Here is an 18851-nt window from a genome sequence, read left to right on the forward strand (position 1 = left end):
GTGAATCGAATTGCGAAAAATATATTTAGTTGGTTTTATGGGTAGTGGAAAAAGTGCGTTAGGAAGACGCTTAAGCTATTTATTGAAGATGCCATATTATGATATGGATCATGAGATTGTGCGACAGCAGGGGATGACAATTCCACAGATTTTTGAAAAATACGGTGAGGCCCACTTTCGAGAAATAGAAACAGAATTTTTGAAAAATTTTAGGGACGAGGCTTGTATTATTTCGACTGGTGGTGGCGTTGCCATCAATGCTGAAAATCGAAAAATTATGAGACGCAGTGGACTGGTATTTTTTTTAGATGCGTCGTTTGAGGATATTTATAAACGAGTTCAGCATGATCCAAATAGACCCATTGTACAGAGCTCTACAAAGGAGGAGCTAGAAGGTCTGTATCACTACAGAAGGAAGTTTTACCGTGATGCAGGTCATATTCAGGTACTGACAGAAGGTAGGACGATTCGCCAAATTCTAGAGTATTTAGTATTTCAAGTGAAAAGGTTGAAAAACGAACGATAATCATTTTTTGTTTCTTTAATGTTCGTCTTTTATTATCTTTTAAAAAATGATTGCCTTTCCAATGCATTTAATGTTAGGATATAGACAAATAAGTAACTAAATGTTCATTGAATACTAAATAGTACCAAGATTTATCTTGGGCGGATGATTGTGCGGGGAGAGAGCGTGGAGACGCCACCGAAGGAGCAAGTAGCAATGGGCTATGAATCTCTCAGGTAAAAGGACTCGTACAAGACGCAACTCTGGAGAGAGCTGTAGTATAACAATAACAGCCACCAAAGGGGAAAGCCGACTGATTGGCAATAGTGAAGCTTGCGAGCCAGTCTGGTGTAACTTTCAGGTGCAAGGACAGAGAATCCCGAAAAGGGGTTCGTCTGTCTTTTTTTATGTCTATAGCCTGTTTTATGCGATTGACTGTAGGAATACAAAAAGCAGACGAACTACTACCAGTAAAAATGTAACTAACAATAAGGGGGCAAAAAAGAATGGCGAATGAATTAAAACGTACACCTCTATTTGAAGAATACGCGAAATATGGTGCAAAAACAGTTGACTTCGGTGGATGGGAATTACCAGTTCAATTCTCTTCTATTAAAGAAGAACACGATGCAGTGCGTAATCGTGCAGGCTTATTTGATGTATCACATATGGGAGAGATTTTAGTAACTGGTCCCGATGCATTAGATTTTTTACAAAATCTGTTATCAAATGATGTCTCAAAAATTGTCGACGGTCAAGCGCAGTACACGGCAATGTGCTATGAAGATGGTGGCGTTGTTGATGATTTATTAACATATAAATTAGCTGACAATCACTATTTATTATGTGTCAATGCAGCTAACATTGAAAAAGACTATGATTGGATGATGGAAAATCAGCATCAATATGATGTGACGATTGATAACCAATCGGATGCCTACGCACAAATTGCTCTGCAAGGACCATTAGCAGAAGAAGTTCTTCAATCCCTTACTTCAACTGATGTAAGTGCCATTAAATTTTTCCGCTTCCAAGAGAATGTTGAGGTTGCAGGACATAAAGTATTAGTTTCTCGCAGTGGCTATACAGGAGAAGATGGCTTTGAATTATATGGCGCTCCAGAAGACATCAAAGCGCTTTGGGGGAAAATTTTAGAGGCAGGTCAAGAAAAAGGTGTTGTTCCAGCTGGACTAGGATGTCGTGATACACTTCGTTTTGAAGCGGGGCTACCACTATATGGTCAAGAGCTATCAGCAACAATTTCTCCACTGGAGGCTGGTATTGGCTTCGCTGTGAAATTAAATAAAGAAGACTTCATTGGTCATGAAGCGTTAGTAGCTCAAAAGGAAAATGGATTACCACGCAAACTTGTAGGCATTGAAATGATTGATAAAGGCATTCCACGCCATGGCTACAAAGTGTTTAAGGATGGTCAAGAAATCGGTGAAGTGACAACTGGTACACAGCTTCCTTCATCTAAACGTAATGTTGGTCACGCATTAATTGACAGTCAATTCGCAACAATCGGAACTGAGCTAGAAATCGAAATTCGCGGTAAACACTTAAAGGTAATAACAGTAGAAACACCGTTTTACAAGCGTTCAAAATAATAGTTGAAAAGAGGGACCTACATTTATGAAACATCGTTATTTACCTATGACGGAGCAAGATCAAAAAGAAATGTTAGACGTAATCGGTGTATCCTCAGTCGATGAGTTATTTGAGGATATTCCTGAGAAAGTCCGTTTTAAAGGCCTTTATGATATTAAAGAAGCTAAATCAGAATCTGCTTTATTAAAAGAATTAACGGCACTTGCTGCTAAAAATAAGGATACAAATGCCAATGTATCATTTTTAGGCGCAGGTGTTTATAACCACTATAAACCAGTGATCGTAGACCATGTTATTTCTCGTTCAGAGTTCTATACGGCTTATACACCATATCAGCCTGAGATTTCACAAGGTGAGCTACAAGCCATCTTTGAATTCCAAACGATGATTGCCGAGCTAACGGGTATGGATCTTGCAAACTCTTCTATGTATGACGGTGGTACAGCTTTAGCAGAGGCAGGTATGCTGGCAGCTGGTCATACGCGTCGCAAGAAAATTTTAGTGTCTGAAGCAGTGCACCCAGAATATCGCGATGTTGTTGCTACATATGCCTACGGTCAATCCATTGAGATTGTGACTATCCCGCAAAAAGATGGTGTGACAGATGTGGATGCATTAAAAGAGTTGATCGATGACAACACAGCAGCTGTTATTGCACAATATCCAAACTTCTTCGGCCAAGTGGAAGACATCCAAGTGATCGGGGATATTGCACATGCTGCAAAAAGCTTACTTGTTGTATCTTCTAACCCACTTGCATTAGGAATCTTAACGCCTCCTGGCAAGCTTGGCGCTGATATTTGTGTAGGTGATGCGCAAGTATTCGGTATTTCTGAAGCCTTCGGTGGCCCACACTGTGGTTTCTTTGCAGTAACAACAAAATTAATGCGTAAGGTCCCAGGACGTCTTGTTGGTGAAACTGTTGATGGTGAAGGCCGTCGTGGTTACGTTTTAACACTACAAGCACGTGAACAACATATCCGTCGTGATAAGGCAACTTCAAATATTTGCTCAAACCAAGCACTTCTTGCACTTGCAGCTTCTGTAGCGATGACAGCTCTAGGAAAACAAGGTATCCGTGAAATGGCTACTCAAAATATTGCGAAAACACGTTATGCAAAAAATGCCTTTGAAGCAGCAGGCTTTACAGTAGCATTCCAAGGTGCACACTTTAACGAAATCGTTGTGAAAACGAATAAATGTGTGAAGGAAATCAATAAAGGCTTAATCGAAAAGGGTATTATCGGTGGCTATCCTTTAGGTCAAAATTATGACTCTCTTAAAAATCATGTGCTAATCGCAGTAACTGAATTACGCACGAAGGAAGAAATTGATGCACTTGTTGCAGAAATGGGGGCTCTTAATGCATAACGAAAATCAATCACTCATTTTTGAAATTTCAAAAGAAGGTCGCGTTGGCTACAGTTTAGAAGCACTAGATGTGCCTGAAGTAGACCTAGCAGATTTATTACCTGCAAACCTAGTACGTTCAGAGGCAGCAGAACTACCTGAAGTATCTGAGCTTGATATTATGCGTCATTATACAGCACTTTCTCGTAGAAACCATGGGGTAGACTCGGGCTTCTATCCGCTTGGCTCTTGTACGATGAAATATAATCCGAAAATTAACGAAACAGTTGCACGTCTTTCAGGCTTTGCAAATGTTCACCCATTACAGGATGAATCAACAGTCCAAGGGGCAATGGAACTTCTTTATGATCTTCAAACGTCTTTAGTAGAAATTACAGGGATGGATGAAGTTACATTACAACCAGCAGCAGGTGCTCATGGTGAATGGACAGCGTTAATGATGATTCGTGCCTTCCATGAAGCAAATGGTGAAGGTCACCGTAACAAAGTAATCGTGCCTGACTCAGCTCACGGTACAAACCCAGCCTCAGCGACAGTAGCGGGCTTTGAAACAATCACTGTCAAATCGGATGAAAATGGCTTAGTTGATATCGAAGACCTTCGCAAAGTAGTAGGTTCTGATACAGCAGCACTCATGTTAACTAACCCGAATACACTAGGGTTATTTGAAGAAAACATTATCGAAATGGCAGAGCTAATTCATTCTGTAGGCGGTAAAGTGTACTATGATGGTGCGAACCTCAATGCTGTAATGAGTAAAGCACGTCCTGGCGATATGGGCTTTGACTGTGTGCATTTAAATCTACACAAAACATTTACAGGCCCACATGGTGGCGGTGGTCCAGGTTCTGGTCCAGTAGGTGTAAAAGCAGATTTAATTCCATTCCTACCAAAACCAGTATTAGTAAGAACTGAAGAAGGCACATACCACTTTGACTACGATCGTCCACAATCAATTGGACGCGTAAAACCTTACTATGGTAACTTTGGTATCAATGTTCGTGCTTATACGTATATTCGTACAATGGGTCCAGATGGCTTAAAAGCTGTTACAGAATATGCTGTATTAAACGCCAACTATATGATGCGTCGCTTAGAGCCATTCTACGATCTACCATATAACCGTCACTGTAAACATGAATTTGTCTTATCAGGTCGTCGTCAGAAGAAGCTAGGCGTTCGTACATTAGATATCGCAAAACGTTTGTTAGACTTTGGCTACCATCCACCAACAACATACTTCCCATTAAATGTGGAAGAGGCGTTAATGATCGAGCCAACTGAAACAGAATCTAAAGAAACATTAGATGCATTCTGTGATGTAATGATTCAAATTGCGAAAGAAGCAGAAGAAAATCCATCAATCGTTCAAGAAGCACCTCATACAACAGTCGTATCTCGTCTAGACGAAACACGCGCTGCTCGTACACCAGTGCTTCGTTATCAAAAAGCATAGTCTACAAAACCGTTCACGTTTAGGTGAGCGGTTTTTTTTGCACCTTAAATTACAGGCTAAACGAATCTTCAGTTGATTATGAAAATCTGAGTATCTTACAAGAGAAGTGCCAAGTAATGCAAACTTAAAAGTTGATGGAAGTTTCGTTGATAAGTATATAAGATTGGTGTTAAAAGACTCTGATCTTGATTTATTTCCATTAAACGATTTAAACTGGGTAGATACCTGTTTTGTTCAGAAAAATTTAAATCTGTGAAAAACTCCATCTTAAAGGGATTCAATTTAAGGACTTAGAGTTAGTGCCTAATTATCTACAATCGAAGTATAATTAATAAAATCTTTGCACCTTATTAAGCACAAAAATATGATAGGTTGGTTCTATTAAGGGGGTTAAAGTGGTGGAAGAAGATATCAAGTTTAGTAATAGTCTATTATACTATAAATGTGATAATATTGAATTTTTAAAAGGTTATGGACAATTATATACAGAATTTGATGATGGCGTTGCAACTAGGCAGATCAACATAATAAATAATGATATATATAGTTCTTCATCATTGCACGATTGGAACGAAGATATGGGATTTTTATTGTATGACGGACATATCGATAGTTTAGATTTAAGCGAGAGTGTACCTATTACTCAATTAGAATTTGAGAATAAATGGCAGGAAGGGATTGTAGCTAACAAATCCCACATAAACTACTTAAAGGGTGATGCTTCTCTTCCTTTCGAAGAACATACACTCATCATTCATGTTGTTAATATTTTAGGAAAATGGGGAAAAGGCTTTGTTTTATCTTTATCAAAGCAATTCCCTTTTGCCAAAAATGAATATATAAAATGGTCGAAGGATAAAGAAACTTTTGGGTTAGGAGAAGTTCAGTTTGTATGTGTAGACCAGCAGAAAGCTACTTTTGTTGCTAATATGCTCGCACAACACGGTGTGAGGAAAAATGATAAAGATCGTACAACCTATACTGATTATGATGCACTTCGTTTATGTTTAAGAAAAGTTGCGAGATTTGCATTAAAAAATAGATTATCGATACAGATGCCTAAAATTGGTTCAGGTTTAGCTGGAGGAGATTGGGAAGAGATTGAAAAAATAATAAATGAGGAATTGATTTATTATAAAATTAAATGTACTGTTTTTGAATTGTGATAAATTAAATAAAAGTTAGGGGTGGCATCAATGGTAGATACAAAATTGAGGGAGCGTGTGTTTGACACTTTATACGGTGGGATTATCGGTGATCTAATGGGCGTACCAGTCGAATTTAAACAAAGAGGAACTTTCCATGTGCAAGATGTGATGGGGTATGGTACTTACAATCAACCACCTGGTACTTGGTCTGACGATACTTCGCTAACTCTCTGCCTGGTCGAAAACATTATTGAAAATGGTAATACCAAAACATTGATGAACAAATTTGTGCAATACATGGAGCATGGCTATCTTACACCATTTGGCGAAATGTTTGATATTGGAATTACTACAGCGGAAGCCGTTTCCAACTATAAAAAAGGTGTTCCGCCAGCACAATGTGGTAAAACGGGCGAGTTTGATAATGGCAATGGTACGTTAATGAGGATAGCTCCTTTAGTATTCGTGGTCATGCATGAGTTAGATTTTGCTAAAAGAAAAGAATTAGTACATCAATATACAGAGATTACTCATGGTCATCCGCGTTCCATAGTAGGATCCGTTATTTACATTGAGCTATTATTAAGCTTATACCGAAATAATTCACTAGAAGTGGCCTTAAAAGAGGTTTTTGACTTACTGCAAAATCATTTACAACATGAAATGAAAGCGGAGTTAAATGCTTACACACGGATTTTTCATGAAAACTTTTTCAATACGCCTGAAGACGAGATTCAATCAAGCGGCTATATTGTTCATTCATTAGAGGCGGCCATTTGGTGTGTAGGTAATTCTACAACATTTAAAGACGCCATTCTGAAGGCAGTTAATTTAGGAGAAGATACGGACACAGTTGCAGCGATTACAGGATCGATAGCGGGTATGTATAAACAGTTGGATGAAATTCCAGAAGAATGGTTGGGTAAAATTGTCAATAAACAAAAGGTAGATGACTTAATCCTAGCATTTTATGAATTTTGTACAGCCCAGATGTGAAAAAAATATAGAGGAAAGGACGGTGACGAAATGTTACCTATACATAATAGCTATACGGCATATCCTCCAGCAACAGATCGCCAAATTTTACACATAGAAAATAAGTTGAATTGCCAACTTCCGAGTGCGTATATACTTGTATTAAAGGAAAGTAACGGTTTATCGTTTACGAATGGTGTGTTCATTTATGGCACGGAGGAAATTGTAGAAAGAAACGAGACTTGGGAAGTGGCGGAATATGCAAAAGGCTATATTGCTATTGGGGATGATAGTGGAGGAATGATCTTTTTAATGGCGATAAAGGCAGAGGATTTTCGTGTTTTTGCAGTAGATAGTGGAGATATGACCCCGGAGCATGCAACATTGATTACTTCTGATTTAAGCAAGTGGCTACAAGAAGGATGCCAATATGAGTAAGAGATATAAATGAAAAGCTTCTTCCTACTATAAGGAAGAGGCTTTTCATTTGATTTTTATGTCTACTCTTGGAGAAAAATAATTGAAAATAAAGCAAAATTATTACGTATTCTATTATTTTTTGAATTTTTTAGAAAATAATGTTGAATTATTGGAGAGTGGTAGTATAATGAAAATATAGTTACATATATGGTTAATAATTCCTTTATAGAAGGATTTATTGGTAATTTATAGTGACTATAAAATTACAAAATGAAGAAATGAGGCGATTTAATGATTAACATGATTCAATATTTAGAGCAAAATCCGACGTTGGTGACATTGTTAAAAGAAAAAAAAGCTTCTCTCATTGGTGTAACAGCATTAGAGCAAAAGGCAATTTTGGATTCGTTTGATGAAGATTTCTGTTCTCAAAGTTTAATTTGGTACTAAAATATTTTATAAATAAACCTATATGGATAGCTATAAGTTTATATTTATTTATTGGTTTATATTTAATTAATGTAACTTATAGCTCTCCTTCAATAAATATTGAAATTCAAGAAGAAGACGGCCAATGGTTCGTAAAGAAGCCATATTTTAAAAAATGGGCAGATAATCATCAAATAATGCTAGGGGATATTGTTTTAGAAGTTAATGGTACGCACACAGAAAATGTTTCTAATCTAAAATATGATTCTGTGATTAGAGCAGCAAATGAATTAGTAATAAAAAAGCCAGATGGCCAGATATTTGTGGTGAAAATAAGGCATTTAGATATTCCTCAACAATTCTATTATGTGTTAGTTATTCCTTCTTGTTATTTTCTACTCACTTTATTTATTACTTTATATATTAAATACAAACAAAAAAATTCTAACTTAATTAAATTACTTATTTTATTTATCCTTACTGTTTCTTTGGCATATGTTAGTAGCGGTGCTTCAAGCCGATTAGATCCTATTGGAATAATAGTAAATAGAAGCAGTATGTTGTTATGTTTAGTAATTTTAATACATTTTTTAAAAGAGTACTTTTATTTTTTGAATCTCAAATGGATATTTTTTGAAAATGTAAAAATACTTTATTTAATTCCTATATCTGCTGTTATACTTAGTTTTTTTAGTATAATAATTCCATATACACATTACTACCATTCTTATATTGTACTTGGTATTTTCTTTCTACTCTTGGTGAGCTTATTAACTATTATGATAGTGGGGTATCTAAAATATAAAATACCTCAACTAAAAGTTCTATTGAGTAGTGTTTTTATACCATTTTTGCCTTTTCTTTTTATGTACGCTTTACCTGTAATCGTATTTAATAGGTATATACTTTCTGCAGAAATTTGTTCTCTATTCTTAATGCTTATTCCTTTTAGTTTTATCTTTACACAACTCACTGAACGTATATTTGATATGGAGTATTTTATTTCACGATTACGATATTACTTCAATTTCTCATTTGGATTTACTATGTGGTTGTTAATAGGCCTATATTTGCTCACTGATCTTTCAATTACGCGCATGACGGAGATTTTCTTTTTTGCCTTTCTGTCGTTATTGGCGTTGTTCTACATTAAAGAGCGGATTGATTATCGTAAGCGGAAAATTTTATTTTCTACAAAAGGCGACTACATCCACCGCTTGTATACGACCGTTGAGAGTATTGGTAGAGTGGTGAAGATTGAGGATTTATTGGAGAAATTTGTACAGGAGGTTGTGGTTCAGCTTGAAATGGAAAGTGTGTATGTGCTCACTTACGATTTTCAAACACATCAAGTTACCTTAACAAATAAATCCAAAGAATATACACAGCATCAAATAGATGAGGTGCTAGTCGAACGCTTAGGCTTAGGGGATATTAAAAAGACAGATCATTTCTATATCGCCTTTATTCATCAGGATGTGAACTATAAACGGATCCTTGTTGTGGACCATAATAAAACAATTTATCTCAAGGATGAGGAGCTGCTATGGCTAGAATTATTGCTGCTCTATTTAAATAATTTTATCGAAAACACAAAAATGGTTGAGGAGCTTTTAAATCAGTTAAAACATATGAAAGAGGCCGATAATCGACAGCTACCATGGCTCAATAAATTACTCTGGCTACGGTTCGAGGAAGAAAAATATCAGTTAGCACAGGAACTTCATGATACGATTTTGCAAGAACAACTGCACATTGCAAGGGAAATGGATGTCCTCATGCATACCAAAGAAAAAGAGGAGATCCCATCTAAACTTATGAAGCTTCATGAACATATGATTATCTCACTGAATGACTTGAGGGGCTACTGCGAAAACTTAAAGCCACCTCTATTAGATACATTGGGCTTAAATGCAGCCCTTGAAAAATTAATCCAAAAAATTCATAAACGAGCTAATTTTGTTTTGATATATACGATTGACCGCCTCTATTTAGAGGATGAGCGTTTAAATTTAATGATTTATCGACTGTTCCAAGAATTATTAAACAATGCGTTAAAACATTCCTATGCTAATACAGTTGAAATCCATTTACTGGGTACTGAAGAGGGGTTCCAAATTTTGTATAACGATGATGGTGTAGGCTGTAATATAGATGATATTCTACTTGCTGATTCGATGGGCATACAAGGAATGCAGGAACGAGTTCAAGCTTTTAATGGAAAATTCGCATTAGATAGCAAAGTAGGAGAAGGGATGACGATTCGTATCCAAGTAAGTGAAACCCAACATACGAATCCCTATACCTATAAGACCCTGACCCGACCAACTTATATGATACGAGGATAACCAGATGAAGCGGAAGCATAAGTGCATACATTTTTTTAACACCTTTTAATCTCTTCGTAGATGCTACGAATGTGGATTAGAAGGCTTTTGTTTGAAATTGAGTTTATTTATATATATGAATAAATCAAAAATAATAAAATATTATCAAAAGTATATTATTTGATAAATAGTAAATCAGGAAGAAATACACTTTTTGGAGTATTTATCTAATATTCAAGGAAATTATGGCCATATGACCGATATAATTCATGAGAAGGATTGAGGAGGTCAATAGATTTGAATAAAAAATTATTTTTAACAGCAGCAGCCATTCCTGTTACACTTATTGTTCCCACTGTAGCAAGTGCGGCTGAAACAGTTTCAGTCACGGGAGATAATATTGTTAACGCAACATTAAAAGTGGATAAATTACCGAATGATACAATTGTCAATGCTTATCAATGGTATTATCTAGAGGAAATTACCGGTGAAGAGGGATCAACAAATAAGCCGATTTCTGGTGCAACATCTATTTCCTTAAAAGTACCCGTTGAAGCAGCTGGAAAAAGCATTTTTGTGGAAGCAACGACGACAGACGGTAAAAAATTTAAAAGTGAACCGCGCACTATTCAGCCATTAGAGCTTGATATCACCATTCCAACGTTAGAGGGTCAATCTGCTGGCTTTGTAGCACCTGGAGAAACAGTGAAAGTAGCTGGAATTACTGTAACTGATAAGAATGGTGCAAAATTGCAAAGTGATCAAATTACATATAGTTATCAATGGTTTTATAAATTAGGTGATAACTCCTTCACTATCATAGAGGGAGCTTCAGGTAGTACATATACGATTCCGAAGGATGCCATTGAAAAGGATATTAAGAATATTGCTGTCACAGTCAAAGCAAAAGTTGGTCTTTCTTTTGCAGAATCTAAACTATCGGATACCATCACTGTCTCTAAAGAACCCACTGATACTTTAACGAAAGAGATTAAAGATTTACTGGTCAATGATAATAAATACAATGTATCAAGCTTTGCAGAATTTGGTGCTAAAGTTGCGGAACTAGAAAAAAACTATCAATCTTTATCAACAGCGGCTAAAGGTAATGTGTCTAATTATGATGTCTTAAAGCGAGCACTTGCTGATGTTGAATTAATAACTAAGTTAAATGAAAAATGGAGCAAAATAGAGACTAGTAATGAAAAAGAAATAAAGGAACTAGAAGAGGCTTATAATAAGCTAGATCTGTTACAGCGTAGCTTAGATGTAGATGAGACCTTATATACGGGCATTAAAAACCTATTAAAAGAGCCAAATGATCTTGAAGAGATAAAAGAAGTGCGAAGACTCAATCAAGCTATTATTAATTTATTATCTTATGAGCATTCCCTTGTGAAATATGTTGCTTCTGATATTGATTCCTTACAAGAGGCAGTGAAGACAATCGAAGCAGATATTGAGAAATTATCACAAAGCTATCGAGCTGCTGTTCAAAATCAAGCAATTTTGACTGAGGCTAAATCAGATATTAAAAAGGTCGAGCAATTAATTAAATCATTTGATAAATTAGCTACAAATCTTACACCTAATAAGCAAGTGACAACTGCTAAATCTATTCGAACAGCCTATGAAAAATTGACGTATAAACAATTAAAATTAGTGCCAGATGTGTATGTGCAGCGTTTGACTACTGCAGAACGTGCAGAAGAAAGCCAAATTATAAATCTAAATAATGTCATAGATAGCTATATTGGTGATGATGTTTATCCATTCGATCCGTCTGCTAGTTCATGGCAAAGTCATGTCAATAATGTCAATCAAATAATCAAGGAATACAAGAGCTTAACGAAAGCCTCAGCAGCACAAATTATTGGCTACGATAATCTTGTTACCTTACAGAAAGATTTAAAAGCAGCTGAAAAAGTAATTAAAGATATGGATGCCTATCAAAAGTTATCTGCAACAACTGGTGTAACGGAAAGTAAACTTAATTCAAGCTATACAAGTACTTTAAAAGCTTATAATAATCTTACAAATTTACAGCAATCCCTTGTATATAATGCTGATGAATTTTTACTTAACACGCCAAAGATTTCAGTTGATGGCAATGGTAAAGTGCCTACTGATAAAGCAGCAGCAGAGGCGTTAAAGGCGGATATCGCCAAATTAGCGGATGTGACGAAATATTCATTCAATCAATTAGAAACCGCTGTTAATACAGCTTCAGAATCCTATAAAAAATTGTCTTCAGCTGCAAGAAAATACGTGACAAATTATTATTTATTAACAGCAGCAAATAAGGATATTACAGGTGTAAAATCATTCTATAAAAAAATACAGACCGCTAGAGAAGAAACAGATGCTGCAAAAAAGGCAAAAAAAATTGAAACAGTGCAAAAAGCTTATGCGAAATTACCTGCGAATCAGCAGCATTTAGCAAAAGAACAATATGAAGCTTTATTAAAAAATCAAAATATCGATGAAAATGCATCGAAAATTACACAGCTAAATAATGATATTGCCACAATTGTTTCCAATAATCACTATGTCGTAACAATTGAAAGTATTAAAAATCTTTCTACACAATATAGTAGCCTTAGTTCAAGTGAGAAAAAACTGATTACGAACTATGATATTTTAAAAACTGCGCTTGCAGACGTGAAAAAAGTGGAAAGCTTTATGAAGACCTATGAGAAATCCTTTGCTTCAAATCCAAGCACAGTGATCAAGGCATATGAAAAGCTTACATCGAAACAAGTGAGTCTAATTGATGCAGGAACTAGACAATTGATTATTGATAAGCAAAAAGGACAACAGCAAACGAATGAAAATGCGTTGTCGCTAATTGAATCCATCAATTCACTCCTTGTAAAAGGTGAATATATCGATGGTTTACAGGAAAAAGTAAGTGAAATCCGTAAAGCCTATGATGCTTTGAGTGACGCTGATAAAAAGGTTGTTAAAAATTATTCGAAGCTTACACAAGCAGAAGGTGACTTGAAAAAGGTTGAAGAGGTGCATGCTATATACGAACCAGCAGGGAGTAGCAATGATACAGCACGTAAAGCATGGCAAACTGCCTTTGGAAAGCTCTCTAAAAGATTAGAGTTACTCTATACAAACATGTACCCAACTGAGCAATAATATGACTTCCAGATGGCCTCGAACAGTTTTCGGGGCTTTTCTTTATCCAAAAAATTTGTCTAGTAATTTGATTGTCCGCTATACTAGGTATAACAAGGGAAGAAATATTTTACATAAGATTGAAGTTTCACAAAGAAGGTAGGAACAAAAGATGTATAAAATAGGTGTTGTTGGACCCATTCAATCCGTTGAAAGAATCATTGCCTTAGCACGTGAAATCGAACAGGATATGGAATTTATTCCGTATATATATGAAGTGGCGACAGAAACAAAGCATCTTGTGGAGACACATAATCAGGCTGTCGATTTCTGGCTGTTTTCTGGTTACATACCCTATAAGCTTGCTAGTCAAACGAATGTATCCAAAGATAAATTGACCCATATTATTTTTTCCGAAGCGGCTATTTATCGGGGGTTTTTAGAGCAGTCCTATCAGCAAAAAAAATTTATAGAAAATGTTAGTATCGATATTATTCCTTCGCCTTCTCAAATGGCTTCAGAAAGTCTTGCGGAGATTCAGCATAATGTCCATCATATGTATCTAAAAGAATTTGATGTGGCGATTGATCCACAAGAGCTATTTGATTTCCACTATCGTCTTTGGCAGAAGGGCAAAATTGATTTTGCGATTACTTGTTATCCTTCTGTTGATGAAGAGCTGAAGAAACGTGGTGTGCCATCTTATTGGGTTTCCCCGACAAAAACAGAAATTTATCATATGGTTCAGCTTTTTACTGAAAAAATCAAAACGTCCTATTATAAAGAAACGCAAATTGGTGCAGTCATGCTTGAAATAAAGGACTTCGATTCATTAAAAGAGCGCATGAAGCAAGGCTATCGTATTCAATATTTAGAGTTGCGTACAAAGGAAAATCTACTACAGCTCTGTGAACAGATTGATGGTTCTCTTATTGAAGAGGGGAATGGCAAATATACCATCTTTAGTACAAGAGGTGCGATTGAAGGACAAATACGATTTTTACAAGAAAAAATGTATCAGTTGTCGATTGAAATGGAGGCAAAGGTGACAGCAGGTATTGGTTTTGCTCAAACAGTGTTCAATGCTGAGTTACATGCCCACCGAGGACTAAGACAGACGAAGGAAAATGAGGCTATTGATATCGTAATGATACAGGATGATGGCACCATTATTGAATCGGTAGGGAATGTAGAAGAGCTATCCTATTCCTACCGAGCTGAAGACCCTTATATTTTAGAAAAACTAAAAAAAGGGAATATTAGTATTAAAACCTATATGAAAATCCATGCACTTGTACAAAAAATGCACTGGAAGCATTTTACGACAAAGGATTTAGCGACACAGCTGCAAATGAGTGAAAGAAATGCCCAACGAATCGTGGCAGATTTATGTAATGTAGATTTAGCGAGAATTTGTGGAGAAGAGTTGCAGCATACTCGAGGCAGACCGATAAAAATGTACCAACTTGTCTAAAAAATTATAAAAATGTCCCATGCCAATAAGTGGTGTGGGACATTTTTTTTTCTGCTATTTCTTAGAAGAATCTCTTTTTAAAAATACAGATAAATCAATGTTTTCATCGGTTTATTAGGTAAATAATATGGATTTGCGAACACGACTATTTATTAGAAATTTTCAAAAAAATATTGTCTTTTTATTGAACTTTGATTATTATACGAATATATAACGAAAATGTCGGTATATAAGAGGGGATTTGTTGGGGGGCATTGATAATCAAGTAAAGTCATGGCAATTAAGAAGGATTTTTATATATGGGAGGGATATGAATGACAACAAATGAAGTAACGAAGAAATCTAGAAATGTCATCCTTGCGCTTTTATTTTTAGGCTGGTCTTTAGGGAATTTGGATCGCTATATTATGAACTATGCAGTGGTTTCGATTACAGGGGATTTGCAGCTGGATGCATCTTCTACGGGTATTATTTTAAGCGCTTTCTTTTTAGGCTATGCCATTATGCAAATACCAGGTGGCTGGCTTGCGGATAAATTTGGCGCAAAACGAGTTTTATTAATGGCTGTTATCATGTGGTCTATTTTTACGGGCCTAACGGCTATTGCTTGGTCTTTAACAGCAATGATTGTGATTCGCTTCTTATTTGGCATTGGCGAGGGTGGTTTCCAGCCATCAAGCTCTAAAATTATTGCTACGATCTTCCCGAAAGAGGAAAGAGGCAGAGCGATGTCCATCATGCTTACTTCTGGTGGGATTGTTTCACTCATCGTCCCTTTGCTAGCTGCTTATTTATTAGGAACGATTGGCTGGCGCATGATGTTTATCATCATTGGGGCAATTGGAGCAATAATTGCCTTTTTATATTGGAAATACATTCAACTCCCGCAAGATGAGGCAGCTACAGTTGGAACAGAAGATACTTCGAACAAAGTGAATTTTAAAGAGTTATTGAAAACACCCCTAATGTGGAATTTAATCATTGCTTATTTCTGTATTTATGCAGTGAACTGGGGATTAGTTTCTTGGATTCCAACTTATCTTCAAAAAAACAGAGGCTTGGATTTAATGTCCATTGGTTGGGCACAAACAATACCTGCCATCACAACGATTATTGGTGTATACGGTAGTGGCTATATCATTGATAAGCTACCTAAAGGTATGGAGAAAGTGTTAGGCTCCATCTCCTGTGCAGTCATCGGTCTTTTATTGTATTTAATGTTTACTGCCAAAACAGTGACGTTATTTATTGGTTACCAAACAGTCGTTTCGATCTTTATCGCGTTCGTCATTACATTATTACCTGTTATTGTACTCAAGAAGCTACCTTCTTCTATCACAGGTTCTGCAATGGGGATTGCCAATACAGGTGGACAATTAGCAGGGTTTGTTACGCCAATGGCGATTGGATTTATGGTTGATGCCTTTAATGGCTCCTTTGATGCAGCCTTTTGGATGTTAATTGGCTTTGCGCTTATCTGTATTGTGTCGCTTGTCACACTAAACGACCAAAAAGGAACACTGTTAAAAGCATAATGAAATGGGAGGAACAAGAATGAGTTATCATGAAAAAATTTCGGCGTTAATTGAAGCAAAAAAGCAAGCTACGGTGGCATTAAGCGATGCGATTTGGGCTGTGCCTGAGCTTCATTTTCAAGAGAAGAAATCGATGCTATATATGAAAGAGGCACTAGAGAAAGAGGGCTTTCAAACAGAAGTCGGGGTGGCTGGTCTTGAAACGGCGCTTGTTGGAACGTATGGTTCTGGCAAGCCTGTCATTGCCTTTCTAGGTGAATATGATGCGCTTCCAGGCTTGAGTCAAAAAGGTGGGGCAACACAACATGAGCCTCTTGTGGATGGTGGAAGCGGTCATGGCTGTGGTCATAACTTATTAGGTACAGGTGCATTCGCAGCTGCTGTAGCTGTAAAGGATTATTTAGCGCAACATCATCAGTCAGCAACAATCCGTTTTTATGGTTGCCCTGCAGAGGAGAATGGGTCTGGTAAAGCTTATATGGCAAAGGCTGGACTTTTTGATGATGTTGATATCGCGATCTCTTGGCATCCAGGTACATTTTCAACTGTGATGACGTGTAGTTCTCTAGCAAACTATGCTGCAACGTTTAAGTTTACAGGCAAAAGTGCTCATGCGGCGGCTGCACCACATCTTGGACGAAGTGCTTTAGATGCTGTTGAGCTTATGAATGTTGGGGTAAACTACTTACGAGAACACATCATCCCAGAAGCGCGTGTGCATTATGCGATTACGAATTCAGGCGGAACTTCGCCAAATGTCGTTCAACCATATGCAGAGGTAACGTATCTTGTTAGAGCACCTAAAAAGCAGCAAGTACAGGAAATCTATCAGCGCGTTGAGGACATTGCAAAGGGTGCCACAATGATGACAGGGACGTCAGTGGACATTGAGTTTGAAGGTGCTGCTTCGAATCTTATTACAAATAAAACACTTTATGATGTAATGTATCAACAAATACTTGAAATTGGTATGCCAGACTATACAATAGAGGATGAACAGTACGCACAGGCTATTTTCGATACATTTACGCCAGAAGTACAAGCTGCTTCATTAGTGGGCTTACGTAAAGAAGATGCCAAGCAATTACAAGGAAAAGTGATTGCTGATCATGTTCCAGGCATGCTACCTGAATTTGTTATGGGTGGCTCTACGGATGTTGGAGATGTCAGCTGGAACGTACCAACCGTACAGTGTACAACGGTATGTATGGCATTAGGGACACCATTACACACATGGCAGGTAGTGTCTCAGGGAGTTACGCCAATCGCGCATAAAGGTATGCTACAGGCTGCTAAAATTATGGCTTGTACAGCTTTAGCGTTGCTGGATAATCCTCTATACATTGAAGAAGCGAAAAAGGAATGGCAAGAACGTCTTGATGGAGAAACATATCAATCTTTAATTCCAGAGGGTACACAGCCACCTAAGCGCTAACAGGATAGAGTCTTCATAGGAGAACTATGAAGGCTCTGTTTTTGCCTCATTTTGAAAGGAGAACGCGACATGTCAACACAACCCAATCACCAGCATCAACTTTTAGCACAGTGGGTAACACAGTATCGTGCTGCTGCCAAAGAAGGGGAATGCGCTAGTTATATCCCAGCTTTAGCCCAAAAAGATCCCAACCAATTAGCTGTGGCGATTATTGGGACTGAGGGCCACGAAATCAAAGCGGGAGATACTGCAGAACTATTTACCCTGCAAAGCGTTTCCAAGGTCATTACCTTTATTTTAGCCTGTATGGATCGAGGCTTACCATATGTTTTAGAAAGAGTAGATGTTGAACCAACAGGAGATACCTTTAACTCAATTATTCGCTTAGAAAGCCATCAGCCAGGAAAACCCTTTAACCCGATGATTAATGCAGGGGCTATTACGGTATCCTCCATGTTGGCTGGTCATTCTCCACAAGAGAAGGTCACAAAGATTCTACAATTTTTAGAACAAATCATCGGCAAGCAATTAAGTATCAATGAAGAAGTATTCGAGTCAGAGTGGCATACAGCTAACCGTAATCGAGCATTGGCCTACTACTTAATGGATTCTGGGTTTCTAGATTGTCCAGTAGAAGCGGCACTTGAGGTTTATTTGAAGCAATGCGCAATTGAGGTTAATGTATCGGATTTAGCTATGATTGGCTTAGTTATTGCCAATGATGGCTATCACCCATTGTTAAAGAAACAGCTATTCCCTAAGCAAGTGGCGAAATTAGCGAAGGCTTTGATGGTGACATGCGGTATGTATAATGCCTCTGGGAAATTTGCAGCATTCATCGGCCTCCCTGCCAAAAGTGGTGTATCAGGCGCGATTCTTGCGGCTGTTCCAGGACATGCAGGCCTACACTCGCCGTTTCCTACTGGCTGTGGCATTGGAATTTACGGACCAGCGATTGATCCAATAGGAAACAGTGTGGCAGGTGTAAAGTTGCTAAAACAGCTAGCAACAGAATGGGATATGACTATTTTTTAATGAG

Annotated in this window: 14 protein-coding genes and 1 riboswitch; all 14 genes read left to right on the forward strand. The window is 37.2% G+C overall.

Annotation, left to right across the window (positions count from 1 at the left end; translation table 11 throughout):
• Nucleotides 1-10: 10 nt before the first annotated feature.
• The 14 genes from V1L66_RS08545 to V1L66_RS08610 all read left to right on the forward strand — a co-directional run bounded on the left by V1L66_RS08545 (nucleotide 11) and on the right by V1L66_RS08610 (nucleotide 18847).
• Nucleotides 11-526 carry a shikimate kinase gene (locus tag V1L66_RS08545; protein WP_016993969.1) on the forward strand — a complete coding sequence of 172 codons (516 nt, stop codon included), beginning with the start codon at nucleotides 11-13 and terminating at the stop codon, nucleotides 524-526.
• Nucleotides 527-670: 144 nt separating this feature from the next.
• A riboswitch (glycine riboswitch) is annotated at nucleotides 671-763 on the forward strand.
• Nucleotides 764-1011: 248 nt separating this feature from the next.
• A complete protein-coding gene (gcvT, locus tag V1L66_RS08550; RefSeq protein WP_036076160.1) occupies nucleotides 1012-2115 on the forward strand; it encodes a glycine cleavage system aminomethyltransferase GcvT in 1104 nt (367 codons plus the stop codon).
• A 25-nt stretch (nucleotides 2116-2140) separates the two neighbouring features.
• Nucleotides 2141-3487, forward strand: coding sequence for an aminomethyl-transferring glycine dehydrogenase subunit GcvPA (gene gcvPA / locus V1L66_RS08555; protein WP_016993971.1), 1347 nt, complete (start codon nucleotides 2141-2143; stop codon nucleotides 3485-3487).
• The gene (gene gcvPB / locus V1L66_RS08560) at nucleotides 3480-4943 is read left to right on the forward strand and encodes an aminomethyl-transferring glycine dehydrogenase subunit GcvPB (protein ID WP_016993972.1); all 1464 of its coding nucleotides are present in this window, start codon (nucleotides 3480-3482) and stop codon (nucleotides 4941-4943) included. The genes gcvPA and gcvPB overlap by 8 nt, the downstream gene beginning before the upstream one ends.
• A 398-nt stretch (nucleotides 4944-5341) precedes the next feature.
• Nucleotides 5342-6109 carry a macro domain-containing protein gene (locus tag V1L66_RS08565; RefSeq protein ID WP_333005840.1) on the forward strand — a complete coding sequence of 256 codons (768 nt, stop codon included), beginning with the start codon at nucleotides 5342-5344 and terminating at the stop codon, nucleotides 6107-6109.
• Between the two features lie 30 nt (nucleotides 6110-6139).
• Entirely contained in the window at nucleotides 6140-7087 is a 948-nt protein-coding gene (locus V1L66_RS08570) for an ADP-ribosylglycohydrolase family protein (RefSeq protein ID WP_333005841.1), read from the forward strand.
• A gap of 30 nt (nucleotides 7088-7117) precedes the next feature.
• Entirely contained in the window at nucleotides 7118-7504 is a 387-nt protein-coding gene (locus tag V1L66_RS08575) for an SMI1/KNR4 family protein (RefSeq protein ID WP_333005842.1), read from the forward strand.
• A 273-nt stretch (nucleotides 7505-7777) separates the two neighbouring features.
• On the forward strand, nucleotides 7778-7936 hold the full coding sequence (gene comX, locus V1L66_RS08580; RefSeq protein ID WP_009370188.1) for a competence pheromone ComX: 159 nt from the start codon (nucleotides 7778-7780) through the stop codon (nucleotides 7934-7936).
• A gap of 1031 nt (nucleotides 7937-8967) precedes the next feature.
• On the forward strand, nucleotides 8968-10263 hold the full coding sequence (locus V1L66_RS08585) for an ATP-binding protein (protein WP_333005843.1): 1296 nt from the start codon (nucleotides 8968-8970) through the stop codon (nucleotides 10261-10263).
• 276 nt (nucleotides 10264-10539) lie between these two features.
• Nucleotides 10540-13389 carry a hypothetical protein gene (locus V1L66_RS08590; protein WP_333005844.1) on the forward strand — a complete coding sequence of 950 codons (2850 nt, stop codon included), beginning with the start codon at nucleotides 10540-10542 and terminating at the stop codon, nucleotides 13387-13389.
• 151 nt (nucleotides 13390-13540) lie between these two features.
• Nucleotides 13541-14842, forward strand: coding sequence for a hypothetical protein (locus V1L66_RS08595; RefSeq protein ID WP_333005845.1), 1302 nt, complete (start codon nucleotides 13541-13543; stop codon nucleotides 14840-14842).
• A 314-nt stretch (nucleotides 14843-15156) separates the two neighbouring features.
• A complete protein-coding gene (locus tag V1L66_RS08600; protein ID WP_312124267.1) occupies nucleotides 15157-16377 on the forward strand; it encodes an MFS transporter in 1221 nt (406 codons plus the stop codon).
• Between the two features lie 19 nt (nucleotides 16378-16396).
• On the forward strand, nucleotides 16397-17812 hold the full coding sequence (locus V1L66_RS08605) for a M20 family metallopeptidase (RefSeq protein WP_016992021.1): 1416 nt from the start codon (nucleotides 16397-16399) through the stop codon (nucleotides 17810-17812).
• A 69-nt stretch (nucleotides 17813-17881) separates the two neighbouring features.
• On the forward strand, nucleotides 17882-18847 hold the full coding sequence (locus V1L66_RS08610) for a glutaminase (RefSeq protein ID WP_036076526.1): 966 nt from the start codon (nucleotides 17882-17884) through the stop codon (nucleotides 18845-18847).
• Nucleotides 18848-18851 lie beyond the last annotated feature (4 nt).

It is taken from the genome of Lysinibacillus sp. IITD104 (assembly GCF_036698265.2).
In the GTDB taxonomy this organism is placed as follows: Bacteria; Bacillota; Bacilli; order Bacillales_A; family Planococcaceae; genus Lysinibacillus; species Lysinibacillus boronitolerans.